The organism is Levilactobacillus humaensis, assembly GCF_024345185.1.
GTDB classification, from domain to species: Bacteria; Bacillota; Bacilli; order Lactobacillales; family Lactobacillaceae; genus Levilactobacillus; species Levilactobacillus humaensis.
The window spans coordinates 1-17,114 of the sequence record NZ_BROB01000030.1; the positions used below are offsets into that span (position 1 = coordinate 1).

General features: G+C 49.9%; 17 protein-coding genes. 13 read left to right on the forward strand and 4 right to left on the reverse strand.

Annotated elements, in window-relative coordinates; all coding sequences use genetic code 11:
- Positions 1-137 precede the first annotated feature (137 nt).
- Positions 138-1,004, reverse strand: coding sequence for a mechanosensitive ion channel family protein (locus OCU14_RS09265; RefSeq protein WP_261810790.1), 867 nt, complete (start codon positions 1,002-1,004; stop codon positions 138-140).
- Between the two features lie 173 nt (positions 1,005-1,177).
- On the opposite strand from OCU14_RS09265, the gene OCU14_RS09270 reads away from it, so the two are divergent.
- Together OCU14_RS09270 and OCU14_RS09275 are read left to right on the forward strand one after the other, a co-directional pair.
- Positions 1,178-1,582, forward strand: coding sequence for a DUF948 domain-containing protein (locus OCU14_RS09270; RefSeq protein ID WP_261810791.1), 405 nt, complete (start codon positions 1,178-1,180; stop codon positions 1,580-1,582).
- Positions 1,583-1,605: 23 nt separating this feature from the next.
- Positions 1,606-1,989, forward strand: a complete 384-nt coding sequence (locus OCU14_RS09275; RefSeq protein ID WP_261810792.1) for a hypothetical protein — start codon at positions 1,606-1,608, stop codon at positions 1,987-1,989.
- A gap of 72 nt (positions 1,990-2,061) precedes the next feature.
- Here the strand turns inward: OCU14_RS09275 and OCU14_RS09280 are convergent, their stop codons facing one another.
- Positions 2,062-3,159 carry an aminopeptidase P family protein gene (locus tag OCU14_RS09280; RefSeq protein ID WP_261810793.1) on the reverse strand — a complete coding sequence of 366 codons (1,098 nt, stop codon included), beginning with the start codon at positions 3,157-3,159 and terminating at the stop codon, positions 2,062-2,064.
- Positions 3,160-3,377: 218 nt separating this feature from the next.
- Here OCU14_RS09280 and ccpA point away from each other — a divergent pair, with 218 nt between their 5' ends.
- The 3 genes from ccpA (at position 3,378) to OCU14_RS09295 (ending at position 10,165) form a co-directional block, all read left to right on the forward strand.
- A complete protein-coding gene (ccpA, locus tag OCU14_RS09285) occupies positions 3,378-4,379 on the forward strand; it encodes a catabolite control protein A (protein WP_057878038.1) in 1,002 nt (333 codons plus the stop codon).
- A gap of 132 nt (positions 4,380-4,511) precedes the next feature.
- Positions 4,512-5,342, forward strand: coding sequence for a hypothetical protein (locus tag OCU14_RS09290; RefSeq protein WP_261810794.1), 831 nt, complete (start codon positions 4,512-4,514; stop codon positions 5,340-5,342).
- A gap of 374 nt (positions 5,343-5,716) precedes the next feature.
- A complete protein-coding gene (locus tag OCU14_RS09295; RefSeq protein WP_261810795.1) occupies positions 5,717-10,165 on the forward strand; it encodes a leucine-rich repeat protein in 4,449 nt (1,482 codons plus the stop codon).
- Positions 10,166-10,237: 72 nt separating this feature from the next.
- Here the strand turns inward: OCU14_RS09295 and OCU14_RS09300 are convergent, their stop codons facing one another.
- Together OCU14_RS09300 and OCU14_RS09305 are read right to left on the reverse strand one after the other, a co-directional pair.
- Positions 10,238-10,978 (reverse strand): amino acid ABC transporter ATP-binding protein, encoded by a 741-nt coding sequence (locus OCU14_RS09300; RefSeq protein ID WP_309296932.1) that lies wholly within the window; start codon positions 10,976-10,978, stop codon positions 10,238-10,240.
- A complete protein-coding gene (locus OCU14_RS09305) occupies positions 10,971-12,446 on the reverse strand; it encodes an ABC transporter substrate-binding protein/permease (RefSeq protein WP_261810796.1) in 1,476 nt (491 codons plus the stop codon). The genes OCU14_RS09300 and OCU14_RS09305 overlap by 8 nt, the downstream gene beginning before the upstream one ends.
- Positions 12,447-12,724: 278 nt before the next feature.
- Here OCU14_RS09305 and OCU14_RS09310 point away from each other — a divergent pair, with 278 nt between their 5' ends.
- The 8 genes from OCU14_RS09310 to OCU14_RS09345 all read left to right on the forward strand — a co-directional run bounded on the left by OCU14_RS09310 (position 12,725) and on the right by OCU14_RS09345 (position 17,070).
- Positions 12,725-13,462 (forward strand): YebC/PmpR family DNA-binding transcriptional regulator, encoded by a 738-nt coding sequence (locus OCU14_RS09310; RefSeq protein ID WP_057878033.1) that lies wholly within the window; start codon positions 12,725-12,727, stop codon positions 13,460-13,462.
- 108 nt (positions 13,463-13,570) lie between these two features.
- Positions 13,571-14,539: a competence type IV pilus ATPase ComGA gene (comGA, locus tag OCU14_RS09315; protein WP_261810797.1), complete on the forward strand. Its 969-nt coding sequence runs from the start codon at positions 13,571-13,573 to the stop codon at positions 14,537-14,539.
- A 34-nt stretch (positions 14,540-14,573) separates the two neighbouring features.
- Entirely contained in the window at positions 14,574-15,530 is a 957-nt protein-coding gene (locus OCU14_RS09320) for a type II secretion system F family protein (protein WP_261810798.1), read from the forward strand.
- Positions 15,523-15,828: a competence type IV pilus major pilin ComGC gene (locus OCU14_RS09325; RefSeq protein WP_261810799.1), complete on the forward strand. Its 306-nt coding sequence runs from the start codon at positions 15,523-15,525 to the stop codon at positions 15,826-15,828. Before OCU14_RS09320 ends, OCU14_RS09325 begins: the two co-directional genes overlap by 8 nt.
- Entirely contained in the window at positions 15,809-16,267 is a 459-nt protein-coding gene (locus tag OCU14_RS09330; protein ID WP_261810800.1) for a pilus assembly FimT family protein, read from the forward strand. The genes OCU14_RS09325 and OCU14_RS09330 overlap by 20 nt, the downstream gene beginning before the upstream one ends.
- Complete coding sequence (locus OCU14_RS09335) at positions 16,239-16,442, forward strand: hypothetical protein (RefSeq protein ID WP_261810801.1); 204 nt, start codon at positions 16,239-16,241, stop codon at positions 16,440-16,442. Before OCU14_RS09330 ends, OCU14_RS09335 begins: the two co-directional genes overlap by 29 nt.
- Entirely contained in the window at positions 16,439-16,873 is a 435-nt protein-coding gene (locus OCU14_RS09340) for a competence protein ComGF (protein WP_261810802.1), read from the forward strand. The genes OCU14_RS09335 and OCU14_RS09340 overlap by 4 nt, the downstream gene beginning before the upstream one ends.
- A complete protein-coding gene (locus OCU14_RS09345; protein WP_261810803.1) occupies positions 16,828-17,070 on the forward strand; it encodes a hypothetical protein in 243 nt (80 codons plus the stop codon). The genes OCU14_RS09340 and OCU14_RS09345 overlap by 46 nt, the downstream gene beginning before the upstream one ends.
- The last annotated feature ends 44 nt before the right edge of the window (positions 17,071-17,114 follow it).

Genomic DNA, 17,114 nt, shown 5'->3' on the forward strand with positions numbered 1-17,114 from the left:
CGTGTGACAAAAGGCAGTCAACTCCGCTTAACCCCGATAGACAAACAATCCAAGACCGGGATTATTCGTCTATCGACGTTAATGCTCATTGACTAACCGCCTTTTGTCACACTCTTTTTACTTTTGATCTTATTCGATTAGACGGTGGTCGGCGTATGCGCTGGTAATTTGATACCAGCCTGACGAATCGCCTTGAGGTAGGCCGTGAGGAAGATGGCCTGGAGTGAGAACTGGGTGCCACTCTCACAGACGAGACTGACCTGATAGACCAGTTCCCCGGTCGGCAAGGTAACGACACCGGTAGGCAGGGGTGTTCCAATGACCCCAGGATGCTTCGGTAACAGCTCTTGATTGACCTGTTCAATGATGGGACGTAACTGCTCGACGGGTGTCGTGGGGGCGATAGGAATATTCACCGTGGCCCGCATGTTGTTTCGTGAACGGTTGGAAACGATGGTGATGTTCCGGTTGGGAATTAAATTAATCGTGCCATCGGCACTCGTTACCTGAGTCGTTCGCAAGCCAATTGCGGTAACCACGCCCTCAATCGTCCCGATCTTGACGGTTTCGCCGACATCGATCTGTTGTTCCATGAGGATCGAGACCCCGGTAACCAGGTCACTCACGAAGCCTTGGGCACCGAGCCCTAAAGCCAAACTGAAGATTCCGGCACCGGCGATTAACGTGCCAACCGGAACGCCCAGGGTGGAGAGCATGGCATACAGCCAGAAGAATAGGATTGTATAGTGAAAGATGTTCATGGAGAGCATGCTAATGGTTTGGAGTCGATTGTTGGAGCCCTGTTTAGGATCTAGATACCGCTTGAAGCTCCGTTTAAGAATGGCCTTCCCAACTAGGTTCACAAAGAAGAAAAGAACGGTCAGGAAGAGTAGGGTGAGAAAGCGACTGGTGATCAGGTGCCAGAGTTCCTCCCAGTTAAAGGTATTTAGATAATGTTGCAACCCCTTGGAACTCGTGGTTGTCGTGGATATTAAGGCCGTCAAGAAACGAGCCTCCCTTAGATTCAGATTTAAAACGCTGTTTTTAGTTTAGCAGATTTTACCAATGACGCCCAGCATCCACCGAGAAAAGCCGGGATAATTCGGGGTTTTAATTGCACCAGCCTGGTGAGAATGCTATTCTATTGGTAAGTAACTGAGTACAAGGAGGGGTTGTCATGACCGGTGGACAAGTAGCGGGCCTAATCGCAGCAATTGCGTTTTTGATTCTGGTCCTCTTCATTGGCATGTTCTTAGTAAAGATGAATAAAACGTTGGGTGAGGTTAATAAATCAGTGAAGACCATGACGTCAGACATTGACGTCATCAGTCATCAAGCTGAAAATATTATGGCCAACGCAAATGAATTGTTAGAGGACGTCAACCAGAAGGTCGCCACGATTGATCCAGTCTTCCAGGCTGCCGCTGATTTAGGTGAGAGTGTGTCGGACTTGAATACCGCCACTCGTAACCTGACGGAGCGCGTGGGTGACACAGCCAAGACGACCGCCAAGACATCACTGGCTGCCCGAATGGGTAAGACGGCATTTGATCTCTACAGAAATCATAAATCTAAGGATTAAGATACAGAAAGGGAGTCATTAGAATGTCAAAACACAAGTTATTAGCTGGGTTAGTTTTAGGTGGGGCCGCATATGCAGCTTACCATGCGCTTGACTTGGAACAACGTGAGGCCCTTAAGGGAGCCGCACGTGACCGTTACAATGCTCTCAAGGATCGGGCAGTTGACTATGCCTTTTATGCCGCAGATGCTGCTGACGACTTCAAGGAAGCCTTGAATGACCGTTTGGAAGCCAAGGATGATGCACCGGCTTGGCAAACTGCCGCATCTGCCGATGATGATCCAGCCGACGATATCGTTTTGAGTAGCGATGAAGTGCCTGACCTGGCACCCGACGATGCTGAAGACGATAGCGACGAATCTGACGAAGATTCGGAAACGACTGCCACGGATTCCGACGCTGAATAAATAAATTCCAAAAGAAACCCCGGCATCGCAGATTGCGAAGTCGGGGTTTTGTCATGTTTAGGCTAATGCAGTTTAGCCGACGTAAGTTAATTCTTTTGAAGTGTGGGTGAAAGGCAGGCTTCCGTCTTCAGTGACGTGAACACAGTCTTCGATCCGGACCCCAGCAACACCAGGGATGTAGATACCGGGTTCGATGGAGAAGCACATGCCAGGTTCGAGGACCAGATCATTCCCTGCCATGATGGATGGGAATTCGTGGTCGCTCATCCCCATCCCATGACCGAGCCGGTGAATGAAGTATTCGCCATAGCCGGCCTTGGTGATGATGTCACGAGCAACTTTGTCGAGTTCAGCGGCGGTCATGCCAGGCTTAACGGCGGCTTGTGCCGTCAACTGGGCATCGAGACACACGTCGTAGATTTCCTTTTCCTTAGCGGTAGGGGTGCCGAGGGCAACTGTCCGGGAAGCATCGGAGATGTAGCCGTCGTAAACGGTCCCTAGGTCAAAGAGGACGAGTTCATTGTTTTGGAACTTCGTCGCGTTGGTGGCACCATGGGGTTCAGCGGCGTGTGCACCGGCTTGAACCAGGCTCCCGAAGGACATTTCCATGATACCTTCCTTCATCAAGGCATATTGTAATTCGGCAACGGCGGATTGTTCCGTCTTGCCAGCCTTCACGGCAGCAAAACCATGTTCGAAGGCGAAGTCATCCCATTTACCGGCGATTTCAAGTTTCTTGATTTCTTCGGCCGATTTGATCAGGCGCATGTGTTCAATGAAGCTCGTCAGGTCTAAATCGAAGTGGGGGTTGCTGAATTGCGCAGCCAGGGCTTCCATCCGGGCAACAGGTAGTTGACCCTTTTCGATGGCAATCTGAGTTGGGTTGACGTGGCGGGCTTTGACTTGATCGCCAATCATTGCCCAAGGATTTTCGTGGTCAAGGTAGCCGATGACGGGGTAAGCCCAACCGGTTGACTTAATCACTTCGACCTCCAAGGCGGGGGCGAAGATAAATGGGTCTTGGTCGGGGAAGACGACCAAGGCTAAGACCCGTTCAATAGGGTCGCTCCCAAAGCCTGTGAGGTACTGGATGGTTTTGGGATTGCTTAAATAGGTCATACTAGCATGGTGTTCCGCTGTCCACTGCTGAATCTGTTCGAGTTTCGTCATGAAATCACCCTTTCAAATTAATGGTTCAATTATACCATCAAATATTCTAATAATTGGTAAATCTGAAGGGATCTGTCTTGAAAATTACATGAAAATAAGGTATTCTTTGATGTGAAAGCGTTTTCAATCTTGCGTCGACCTCGGAGTTTCTGTATACTAGTCAAGTTGCTTGAAAACGAATGAAAACAAATCAAACCAAGAAAGAAAGGGCTATCACAATGGAAAAACAAACTGTAACAATCTATGACGTGGCCCGGGAGGCATCCGTGTCGATGGCCACCGTTTCCCGTGTGGTCAATGGGAATCCCAACGTCAAACCCGCAACCCGTAAGAAGGTGCTCGAAGTCATCGATCGCCTGGATTACCGGCCAAATGCCGTCGCCCGAGGATTAGCAAGTAAGAAAACCACGACCGTAGGGGTCATTATCCCCGATGTCACGAACATCTACTTCTCTTCATTAGCTAGAGGGATTGATGACGTGGCCATGATGTATAAATATAACATTATCCTGACCAATTCCGATGAAAATGGCGGCAAAGAGGTTCAGGTATTAAACACGTTAATGGCTAAACAAGTCGATGGGATCATCTTCATGGGGAATCAAGTAACCGATGAACTTCGCGAAGAATTCCGTCGTTCTAAGGCCCCCGTTGTCTTAGCTGGTTCCGTCGATGCTCAGAAGACCCAGCCTAGCGTCAACATTGACTACGTTGCCGCCGTCGCCGAGGCCGTTAAGAGTCTGATCGACCATGGGAACCGTAAGATTGCCTTTGTTTCCGGTTCAATGGACCAAGCCATCAACCATGATTACCGACTGAAGGGTTACAAGAAGGCCTTGAAGGATGCTGGTATCTCTTATGATGACAAGCTGGTCTTTGAAACAGATTACACCTACAAGGCTGGTCAATCACTTGAACCTGCCTTGGCTGCAGCTGGTGCTACGGCCGCATTTGTCGGCGATGACGAACTGGCAGCTGGTGTGATGAACGGTCTCACCGATGCTGGCGTTTCCGTTCCCGAAGACTTCGAAGTGATTACCAGTAATGACACGAAGTTGACAGAACTGGTTCGGCCTAAGATGAGTTCGATCACCCAACCTCTTTATGATATTGGGGCTGTTGCCATGCGTCTGCTGACGAAGTTAATGAATAACGAAAACGTTGATGAGAATACGGTCATCCTACCTTATGGCTTGATGAAACGGAGCTCAACGAAATAGATGAGATACCGTCGGGCCAGTTGGAACGGCGGTATTTTTGATCTCCGGACGATGTGACTGGGTTTAATGAGGCGCAAAGGTAGAGTGTGCTACAATGGGTATCAATAAAAATTAAGAATGGAGGGGATGCTGATGAGTGCGAATAGTCGAATGGCCCGCTATCACTCAGAGGAGGCGGAAGATCCGCAGCCTCAAGCAAGTCCCAATCAGAATGGTTATCAGCGGCGACCAGCGTTAGCTCGCTGGGTCGCTGTCCTCATCACGCTCCTGACGATCACAGTTGGGCTACGTTTTACCGTGTTCAATGCCAACTATACGGCAGGGGTGGTGTCGCGAGACAGCACTGGCCAAAAGGTGATCAATGACTTGAATAACGATCTCCTGAGCCTGGGAATCAGTGGTAATCCCGTCACGTCGGGATTGGTTCAACCCTATTTGGAACAAGGAATTGCCGAAATCTATGGGGAGACGGCCACGACTGTCGATGACTCCGATCTAAAAGCCGCCATCGCGGCCCAGGCACAAGCGATGGGTGTGACCGCCAGTGATTCCCTGCAAAAGTCATTGGCTAATCAGGCGCAGAAGACGGTCAAAGCGGCTGTTCAGACAGAGACGATGATGGCGGCTGGCACCAAGATTCAGAGAGCCCGCCAGATTGATCTTTGGGCAATTGTAGCCATTGGGATGCTGCTGATTGTGACAACCGTTTACGCTTTTAGCGTGCACCATGTTTTTGGTAGCCTCGGCCCCGGATTAACGGTTGGTGGGGTGCTGACAATTATTTTGAGTGTTGCCGGTTACTTTGGGCTTCCCGTCGTTCTGGCTGGGATGACAGCGGCCGTTCAAACTGCCGTGACGACAGTTGGTCACAGCGGACTAGGGGTCATTATCTTCATTGGTGCCGCGGAGATCGTGCTAGGGTTGTTGGTCTTATTGGGACATCGAACCTTTCGGAAAGCCTAGTAAGCAACAAATAAGACGATTCTAATATGGAAACAAAATTAGTTAGTCATCAAAACGAGTTACCCCTTGTTTAATTATTAGGGGGTAACACCGTTGTGATGATTAACTTTTTTTTTAGTTATTGATTGACCGCGAGTTGGGTTTCGGTATATGATATTAGAATAATCAGTTTATTGTGTGAAATAGGATTAGTCCTCATTCGTTGGCCATTTGGTAATGTTTTAAGACTAACTTGTTACCACAAACAAGAATTAGTTGCACTAGACGAATTAGTGGCTAAAATAAAGCAATAAGAGTACGGAACCGCTGTTCGGAATATTTCGGTACAGCAACTGGGGTGACTAGCCCGGTCTTTGTGAGAGGAGCAAGCGACAATGCAAGCTAAACAACATTACAAGATGTACAAGGATGGCAAACAATGGGTTTTTGCCGCGATTACTGTTGTTGCAGTGGGACTAGGCGCTGCAATGGCTCAAGATCAGAGTACGGTAGCCCATGCGGATTCGGCAGATGCCGTTGCTACAGCCGCAGCAGCCAGTGGGCAATCGGCTAGTGGAGCCGACAAGGTTGTATTAGCAACTGAGGCAAGTTCTGATGCAGGAACTTCAAGTGATGCCGCAGCCAAAGAAGCAGCCGCTTCCAGCGCTGCTGCCGCCTCCAGTGCCGCGGCCTCAAGCGTCGCCGCTAGTGAAGCCGCCGCCAGCGCTGCTGCCGCTAAAGAAGCCGCTGCCAAAGAGGCAGCCGCCTCAAGTACGGCTGCTAGTGAAACTGCCGCCAAGGAAGCCGCCGCTGAAGCTGCTGCTAAAGAAGCGGCAACAAAAACTGCAGACTTGCAGAACGATACTAAAGATGTAGTAACCTCTGACGTGACGCCAACCATTGAAACGACTAGCCTGAATGTTACGCCTTCAATGTTTGCTGCCCCAATGGCCGCAAGCCTTTACAGTGCCAAAGTTGCAAAGGTGTCCTCTGATGTGACGGACGCTAGCTATTTCAAAGTGGACTTCGATAAAGACACGAAAGAAGCAACGATTACTGGATTAACCAAGGCCGTCAATGGTATTTTAACAATTCCAACGACTATGATTAATCCGGCCGATGGTGACGTCTACAAGGTGACGAGTATCGCCGATAACGCCTTTGTTTCCTATAATGCGGATGATCCCAATAACTTATCGATTGGGATTACGGGTGTGGTCATTGGTGATGGCGTGAAGACCATTGGTAGTAGTGCCTTTGCCTTCCTTTCTAATTTAAGAACCTTAGATCTTAGTGGCAATACGACACTCACAACGATTGGTAGTAGTGCGTTTGCTAGTGACAAACTGACGTCATTGACGTTGCCCAACACGGTGACGACAATTGGCGATTCAGCCTTTGTTTACAACCCAATTGAAACGCTGGACTTTGGTCAAAATAACGTGCTGACTTCAATTGGTAAGGATGCATTTACCAGTGCCCAGATTTCCAATCTGGTCTTACCAACCAGCATCCAAACGATTGGTGATGGGGCCTTCCGTTACAACTCAAACTTAGCCACAGTTAACTGGGGCGACTTAACGAACCTGCAAACAATCGGGGATAGTAGTTTTGCCAGTGACACTAGTTTAGGCGATGCAACCTTTCTGGGAAGTCTGACCAGTATCGGTGACGGGGCCTTTAGTTCCGATAGCGCACTGGCAACGCTGAACTTCGATGCCGCAACTAGCCTGACCACTATTGGCAACGAAGCTTTTGAATATGATGGTAATTTGACCACGCTCACCTTGCCAGCCAGTTTGCAGACAATTGGAAACTATGCCTTTGCGGCTGACACGAAAAAAGATTCGGGCGGCAATACTGTTGGTGGGTTAACGACGGTTAACTTTGCTCCAGGAAGCCAATTAGTTTCGATTGGTGAGGGTGCATTTGTTTACAACACCTGGCTGACTTCGGTGACGTTACCTGATAGTTTACAAACAATTGGGGCCTCAGCTTTTCTGGATAATACAGCCTTGACGTCGATTAAATTACCAGTGGGATTGACGAAGATCGGCGATTTTGCTTTTACCTATGATGGCAACTTAACGAGTGTCGATATGACTGACGCTAACGCCTTAACCGAAATTGGTAATGGGGCCTTTGAATATACCGGGTTGACCGGTAACCTGAGTTTGCCAACGAACTTAGCAACCATTGGCAATCAAGCCTTTGCTGGGGACCATATCTCAAGCATTACGTTTAATCCTAGCTTGACTACAATTGGTGAAGGGGCCTTCATTTACAATGAATTAACAGGTAACATCGTTCTTCCTAATAGCATTACGACTTTGGGCAACCAGGCTTTCTTCAGTAATCAATTGACCGGTGTCGGTGTTGGCCCAAATACAGCAATTGGGGATCAAGCCTTCAGCTATAACCGAATTACACAGCTGACAACGTCCCAGGAGACGCCTGACATCGCTTCAACTCAGTATGCGGCCATCTTTACGGATACGGCCCATATCTCCCTGAATGACCTTTTTGCGACGTCTGTGGGGTCCTTAACCAACACAGACTTAAAGGTTTCCGACATTGAAGTCAATGGCGCGGATGCTGGGAATCAAGTTACCTTCGATCAAGCTACCGATACTTTTCAAGTAGCTAAAGGTGTCAACCAGTTTACATTTGCTTGGGCTTTAACCGATGCCGCTGGTCAGAACATTTATAACGGAACTTATCAAGTTGTTTTGAATGATCCTACTATCCAAGTTGTGAATACGGCCATTTGGTACGGGCAGAGTTGGACACCCGCTGATAATTTATACAATATCGAGGGAACCAAGCTTAGTTTGAATGATCTTGATATAGCATTGGATGGTGATGCTATCAAGCCTGACGATGTGTTTGATAAATTGAGCGTTGGGACCCACACGGTGACTTACAGTTACGGTAACGAAACTGAAACGGCCTTGGTAAAGGTTAGTCAACGGCAGGGATCATACTGGATTACCGGTTCACAAACCGCCACGTACAATGGCACAACACCAACTCCGGATGCTTCAAATTATCAAATTCATCTGACCGATGGTTTCTTCTATGATTTGAAGGATGGGGATCTTGTGTTAACGCCGGTCGATGACCAAACCGTTAACGCCGGTAAGTATGTTGTAACGGTCAGTCCGGACGCTATCAATCGGGTCTTATCGCAGAGCCCAGATGCTGCCTCATATGAATGGAACGAAGATATGACGCAGAATTCGGCAACACTGACGATTGATCCAGCAATTGTTGTGGCGACGGTCACTGGTCAAAAGACGGTAGGTCAAACCGATCCAACGCCAACAGTCACTGTTGACGGTCAGGTTGTGGATCCAGCTGATTATGGCATCACAGTAAGTCGAGCTGCGGGTGAGGGAGTTGGTACCCATCCTTACAGCTTTACGAGTACCAATCCTAATTATGATGTGTCATTGACAGCGGATAGTGTCTTGACAATCAACGCCGCAGAACCAACATTGACTGGGAGTAATTACACGATGACGGCTGGTGATGCTGCACCAACTGCAGCCGATTTTAAGCCGCAAGGAACTGACAGCAACGCCGTAGCCATCGATGCAAGTAAAGTTACCCTCGATCTTGGGAGCGCTACGCTCAATCGACCAGGTACGTATACGGTCACGTTGCGTTATCAGGATGGTGATGTGACGGTAACGGCGCCCGTGACCTTAACGGTTGTTGCCGCAAAACCAACGCTGACTGGGAGCACCTACTCGATGACAGTCGGGGGTGCTACACCAACTGCCGCGGACTTTAAGCCACAGGGAACTGACAGTAATGCCGAAGCCATCGACGCAAGCAAGGTTACCCTTGATTTTGGGGATGCTACGCTCAACAGACCAGGTACGTATACGGTCACATTGTGTTATCAGGATAGCAACGGTGTGACGGTAACAGCGCCTGTATCCTTAACGATTGTTGCTGCAAAGCCAACGTTGACGGGGAGTAATTACACGATGACGGCCGGTGATCCCACACCAACTGCAGCCGACTTTAAGCCGCAAGGAACTGACAGCAATGCCGAAGCTATTGACGCAAGTCAGGTAACTCTCGATTTTGGGGATGCTACGCTCAATAGACCAGGCACTTATACGGTAACGTTGAACTACCAGGATGCGGATGGGGTACAAACGGCGACTGCGACTGTAGAGTTAACGGTTGTTGCTGCAACACCAACATTGACTGGGAGCAACTACACGATGACAGTCGGCGATCCCACACCAACTGCGGCTGACTTTAATCCGCAGGGGACCGACAGCAACGCCGAAGCCATCGACGCAAGTCAGGTTACCCTCGATCTTGGGGATGCTACGCTCGATACACCAGGCACTTATACGGTTACCCTGAGCTATCAGGGTGCTAATGGGTTGCAAACGACAACCGTGACCTTAACGGTTGTCGCTCCAAGTACTGGTGGATCTGGTGACGGGGGTGTCGATCCAACTGATCCCGTTGATCCGACCGATCCTACGGACCCAACCGACCCGACTGATCCAACTGATCCGGTCGATCCAACCGATCCGGCTAAGCCAGATCCAAAGCCAGGAACGATTAATGAACACGAAGTGATTAGTGATGGTGGGGTTCAAGCACCAGGTGAAGGCCAGAAGTCACCAATCGTGAGTGGTCAGGCCGCAATGCCACATGAAACAGTGCTGAAGACATCTTCGACGAAGTCGGCAACGACTGCTAAGGAAGCCACGTTACCACAGACCAATGAACAACAGACCCCTTGGTGGGCTGCCATTGGGGTTCTGCTAGGGAGTTTGGGCGTCTTCGGTATTCGGAAGCAACGTCGTCATTAATTAAAGAGTCGTAAAAAAACGTCAACCCGCAATTGCGGGTTGACGTTTTTTATTGCTATTAGAGTTAAGGAATTACATGAGAATTTTAGATAAGAAATCTTGCGCCCGTTCCGTTTGAGGATCACTGAAGAAGGATTCAGGGGTGTTGTTTTCTTGGATGAAGCCATCCGCCATGAACCAGACCCGATCGGCCACGGACTTGGCAAAACCCATTTCATGGGTCACCACGACCATCGTCATTCCTTGATTGGCGAGTTCCTTCATAACGTTGAGAACTTCACCGACCATTTCGGGGTCTAAGGCCGACGTTGGTTCATCAAAGAGCATCACCTTGGGGTCCATTGCGAGGGCCCGGGCGATGGCCACCCGTTGGGCTTGTCCACCGGAGAGACTACCAGGAAAGGCGTCGGCATGGTCATCTAAGTTAACTTGCTTGAGCAATTCGTGAGCTCGTTTGGGAGCGGTAGTGTCATCGATACCTTTAACCTTCATGGGGGCGAGCTTGATGTTTTCGAGAACCGTCATGTTGGGGAAGAGGTTGAAGTTTTGGAACACCATCCCCATCTGTTCACGCAGTTCGTTAACCCGCTTAGGGTCGAGCGTGGTGAGGTTCTCACCATTGAAATCGACCTCACCACTCGTTGGCGTTTCGAGGAGGTTGAGGCAACGTAGGAAGGTACTCTTCCCACCACCAGATGGCCCGATGACGACGATGACTTGGCCAGGGTTGACTTGTTCCGTAATATTTTTTAAGACGACGTTGTCGCCGAAGTTTTTGGCGAGGTTCTTAACCTCGATAATTGGTTTAGTCATGTTGCATTCTCCTTTCAAAGAAGTTCAGGATCCGTGAGGCGGTAAAGGTCAGGATGAAGTAGAGAACCATAATGACCGCGATTGGCGCAACCCCACGGTAGGTGTCGGACCGAACGATGTTACTTTGGAAAATTAGTTCGGAGACCCCGATGATGGAGACGATTGAACTGTCCTTGATTAAGGTGATAAATTCATTACCTAATGATGGCCAGATGTTCTTTAAGGCTTGTGGGAGAACCACGTAACGCATGGTGTAGCCACGAGACATTCCCAAGCTCCGAGCGGCTTCGGTTTGGCCCTTGTCCACGGAGTTAATCCCACCACGGATGTATTCGGCCACGTAAGCACCAGAGTTCAAAGAGATGGCGATGATCCCAGACATGAGGGCGGGAAGGTTAACGACCAGTCCCAGACCGAAGTAGACAAACATGACTTGAACCATCATTGGCGTCCCCCGAATGAATTCGACGTAGGCCGTGGCTAACCAGCGCAGACCAGTCATCAATGGGCCACCTTGGGCCATCCGTGCGAGGGCTAAGAGTACCCCGAGGATAAAGCCGAAGAAGACGGAGCAGACCGTGATAATCAGGGTGTATTCAACCCCTTTAAGGAAGGCCTTCCAGTAGTGCAACATGCTGGTGTTAACCGTGTTGGTCTTTAAGTATTTCCCGGCTGCGGGGAGGTAATCCTTGTTGACGAGGTTTTGTTTCTTAATCTGGTCGACTGACTTATTGGCAGCGGCAACTAGTGAGGTTGAGCCTTTCTTGAAGGCAACAGAAGCACTGGTGTCGGACGCGCTTAAGTCGAAGTCACTCGGAATTGAAGCCAGTTCCTTGTTATTGGAAACGTAGGCTTCGGCGGAAGGCTTTTCCATGGCGACCCCTTGGAGCTTGTGACTTTGAAGACCCAAGATAAGGTCGGAAACGGAGGTCATTCCTTTAACGGTCGTGTCAGTCGTTTGTTTCTTGGATTCGTTATACATCGTGGAACCGGTTTGGGCCCCGATGGTTTTCCCTTTAAAGGAATCTTTGTTCTTATAAATACCCTTGTCGGCTTTGTTGATGACGATGCTGTACCCACCCTGATAGTAGGTGTGCGTGAAGTCGACGTTCTTCTTTCTGGCTGGGGTGGGATTCATCCCGGAGATAACCATATCGACTTTACCCGTTTGTAGGGCAACGAGCAGAGAGTCGAAGGACATTGACTTGACTTCTAATTTGACGCCAAGGTCTTTGGCAATCTTTTCCCCAACGGCAACGTCCATGCCGACGACTTTCGTCTTGCCGTGGACGGTTGCTTGAAATTCATAAGGCGGATAGTCCGGAGAAGTTCCCATGACCAGAGTGCCTTTCTTTTGAACTTGTGCGAGTGAATCGTCGCTAGCGGCGTGTGCCGTTGTCCCCGTCATCGTGGCTCCAGTGAAGAGAGCGATGACCAGGGCAAAAAATAGAACCCATTTTTTCTTCATATGTGTGTGCTCCTCTGTGTTGATGATGGTTTAGAGTATAGAATAGTTCGTGTATTTATACAAGTTTTATTTTGATAAATTTGTTTTTATACAGCAATTATTCAAATAAACAACACAAAAATCCCTTGTAGATAAGCAAGTCCGCTAAAAAATATACATTTTTGATGAATAGTCGCTTTTTCCAGTCTAAGCAATTGAATGGTGGGGGTGTAAGTGCTAATATAAACAGTGTCTGTTTTATACGGATATCTATAAAATTTTAGAAAAGAGGAGTTACGATGTCAGGACATTCTAAATGGCATAACATCCAGGGCCGGAAAAATGCTCAGGATGCAAAGCGTGGAAAAATCTTCCAAAAAATCTCACGTGATTTGTACCAAGCTGCAAAAGCAGGTGGTCCTGATCCCGACGGTAACCCTCAACTTCGTTTGGAAATGGACAAGGCGCGGGCAGCTAACATGCCTAAGGAAAACATCAAGCGGGCTTTAGACAAAGCCTCTGGTCTTGGTGGCGCTAAGTTCGAAGAAATCACCTACGAAGGCTACGGTCCAGCCGGGACAGCGATCATGGTTGCTGCTTTGACGGATAATAAGAACCGTACGGCTGCCGCTGTACGTTCTGCCTTCACACACCATGGTGGCTCACTTGGTGCGTCAGGTTCCGTTTCATACATGTTTGACCGGAAGGGTTACATTGTAATCCTGCGTGATGGTCTGGACACGGATGAAGATACGATGTTGATGGATGCACTCGATGCCGGGGCAGACGACTTACAAACCACGGACGACGAGTTTAAGATTTTCACGGATGCTGCTAGTGAAATTTCAGTTCGTGATGCATTACAAGCTAAGGGCTACAAGCTGGATACTTCAGAAGTTCGGATGTTCCCACAAACGACGACTGAAGTTCCAGAAGCCAAGGTTACGCAATACCAAGGCCTCATTGATGAACTTAACGATAATGATGACGTCTCTGACGTTTACGAAGCTGCTGTTTTACCTGAAGGGGTCGAATAGAAAAGCTTTTGAGAGAATTCCAATTTGGAATTCTCTTTTTTTTTGCCTTTTTTTACACGAATCCGGGTTATTTAACGGAATTAGCCTTAAAGAGGGGAGCGATAGCGAATGATTTCAGAATTAGTGACGGCAGTCATCGAGGCGGCACAGGCGATTCGAGCCAGCGACATCTACATTCTGCCCCGCGAAGCAGGCTATCAAATCTATCTGCGAGGCTTTCAGAAACGACAATTATGGCGAGAAATTTCGACGGCGACAGGGGAGCAACTGCTGACGTACCTGAAATTTCATGCTGACATGGTCGTGAGTGAACGTCGGCGTCCACAGGTGGGGTCCTTGGCCTGGAAGACCATTGAAATGCCGATCGATCTGCGATTATCCACGGTGGGTGATTTTTCTGGACGAGAATCATTGGTGGTGCGGCTTATTTATCCTTACGATACGTTACAGGCAACTTACTTGGTGGCTGGCCAGTCCCAACAGCTCAGCGCCCTGAGTCGGCAGCGAGGACTGATCCTGTTTGCTGGGCCAACGGGGTCAGGTAAAACGACCGCGATGTATGCCATGGCCACCCAACTCGCCGGCGACCCCGTGGTGCTGAGCATCGAGGATCCCGTTGAAATCCGAGAATCTCAGTTTATTCAATTACAGGTGAATGCGGCGGCTGGGATGACCTATGAGGCTCTGATTAAGGTTGGCCTGCGTCATCGACCGGATATCTTCATCATCGGTGAAATTCGGGACGCTCTGACGGCTCAGGCGGCGATTAGAGCCAGCCTAAGTGGCCATCTGGTACTTAGTACGGTTCACGCTAAAAATGCACAGGGAACGGTTACACGGCTACGAGAACTGGGAGTGGCCGAGGCCGTCTTACGGCAGGCACTCACAGCGGCCTGCTACCAACGCTTAATTCCACGGCAACATCGTGAACCAGCGGTTTTATTCGATATTGTCACGGAGACAGAGCTCTTTAGACAATCTAATCAAATGACGGAAAGGTGGCGTCAAGATCTTGAAAAAGCACAACTCACTGGAGCGATCTCTTCACAAGTGGCGCAAAGGTTCCGCGAGGGCTAGGTGGTCTCTTACCAGTCAGGCGGCCTTCTGTCAGGTGTTGGCTGAGCAGCTGGCCAGTGGCTTTTCGTTGAAGCAGGCCGTAGCCTTCATCCGATTGGTTGATCCGACCCTACCGGCAGCAATCGGCAAGATTGAACAGCAACTTGCCAGTGGACAACCTTTCGTGCCCTTATTAGAGCCTTATTTACAGTCCAACGTCTACTTTCAATTGTGGACGATGACGACCTATGGCGAGCTGGGTGTCGGTCTCCGTCACGCTGCAGAGATGCTGCGGCTGATGGCGACTCAGCGAAAACGACTCCATCAATTGCTCGTGTATCCCGCGGGATTGTTGGTGAGCATGCTAGGGTTGTTTCTAGCCCTTCAGATCGGTGTTTTGCCCCAGCTTCAGTCTGGGATGGGGGCAACTGAAACAGTGGGGTTCCCTTGGACCAAGTATTTAATGTTAGGTGGTGGCCTGGCGGTCCTGGGTGGCGGGGTGATTGGGACCTCCTGGTGGCGACAGAAAACGAGTCTGCAACGCGCGACCAGTTATCTCCGTTGGCCGGTCCTTGGACGCTTGTTTCGAGCTTATTATGCCTATTACTTAGCAGCGACCTTGGGGCAACTCGTCCAGAGCGGTTTAAGTGTTCAACAGATGCTAACCGTATTGCAGCGCTTGCCGGACGAGTCGCTATTGGCCCAGCTGGCAACGGCATTGGATCACCAGCTTACTAGAGGACAGGTTCCGACGACCTGGCTCCGGCAGCAGGCCTACATTGCGCCACAGTTGTTGATTCTCTTGCAGAAGGGGAGTACAACGGCCCAGTTGGCTCGTGAGCTTCAGGCCTTTGGTGTGATGCAGTATCGTGAGCTTACCCGGCGGTGGGAGAGTGCCTTAGCGATCGTGCAACCCTTGTTATTAGGCGTGGTTGCTGTAATGATTGTGGGGGCCTATCTGAGTCTGTTACTGCCCATGTATGCCAACCTACAAGGGGTGACACATGGCTAGACGACAGGGCTTTACATTAGTAGAAATGACCATTGTGCTCTTCATTATCTCCCTATTGGTGCTGATTATTTTACCCAATCTGAGCGGACAGCGGCACCGGGCCCAAGGTATTCACCGCGGGGCGATGACGACCGTCGTACAGGGACAGGTCACGGCTTATTTGGACGATCACCAAACGGCGACGACTGTTGACTATGGGACATTAGAGAAGTCAGGATATTTGACGCCACAACAAGTCTCTGAGGCGAAACGAGAGGGGATTTCGATTGTGACGGACCATGCGAAGGCGACGGGATAGGCGCCAAGGCTTCACCTTATATGAGACGCTATTAGTGTTAGCCATTGTTGCCGGTCTGACCACCTTGGTGGGATTTCAGGCTAGTCATCAACGACAAATCACTTCAGAACGAGCCTTTTGGCCAGTCTGGCAACAGGCTTGGACGGCTGGGCGGCAGTGGGCCTTGGCCCATCGAACGATAGTGGATGTTCATATCGATCCCAACACTGGTCGGACAAGCTTTCGGGATGGGGTGACTCACCATTTATTGCGCACTGTCAAGGCGCCGCCGGGATTACGATTGTTACCACCGGCAGCCGATTTGGAGATTCGTCGTAATGGCGTGAGTACTGCCCAAACATTGTGGTGGCATAGTCGGCCCAGCGGCAATTACTGGCAACAAACGTTTCAGATTGGAGGGGCGTTAATCTATGTGGAAGCAACGACGGAAGCCCCATGAGGGATGGCTCTTGCCGGATGCCTTGTTGGCACTGAGCATTGTGGCACTAACGGTCATTCTAGCGCAACAGGTGATCTTGACGACCCAACGACTCGAGCGCGTCCGTGAGCGGGAATTGCGACTCGCGCGAGTGGCCCATGATCACGCACTCGTGGCCAGCTTAAGGCGTTCATGAGCAAACGACAGGGATTCACGCTTGTGGAGGGTGTGCTAGCACTGATCGTGGCATCAGGGATGTTTATTTTGGCTATCGGGACTGCGCGGGGGTTCATGCGACCACTACGGCGGGATCCGGTGGCCTGGTATCAAGTCATTCAGATTTTGGAACAACCGGGAAGGTATCGCGTCACGCGGGTTCACCGGCACAGCTTAGATTTAATGGATGCTAAGTCCGGCAATCATGCCCTGAGTCTGGGGGTCAATCGCAAAGGGGTCTTACGCTTAACGAACGAGAAAGGGCAGGGATATTACCCGCTGTTGCGGCAGGTCACGGAACTGGATTGGACCGAAACGAAGATGACAGGGATTGTTCGGCTCCACCTAAAACAGGAGGGATTACCTTGGCAAACAACACTGGTCGATTTGCGCGGCGACAAGGGTTCTTAACGCTTTGGGCCCTGTTCTTCTTAATGATGGTCAGCCTCTTCATTGGTTTGCTGAGTGTTGCCCAAGCGGCGAGACGGGAGACTACCAATGAGTTGATTCGCAGTACGCGGCAATCGACGCGACGGCTCGAACAGGGGAGACAGCGTGATGTGAAGCACGGTCGTTCGCCGAAGCAACGGCAAAGATTGCTTGAATAACTTTGGAAAAATCGGTAGTATAGATAGCAGAAACAATGTATTTC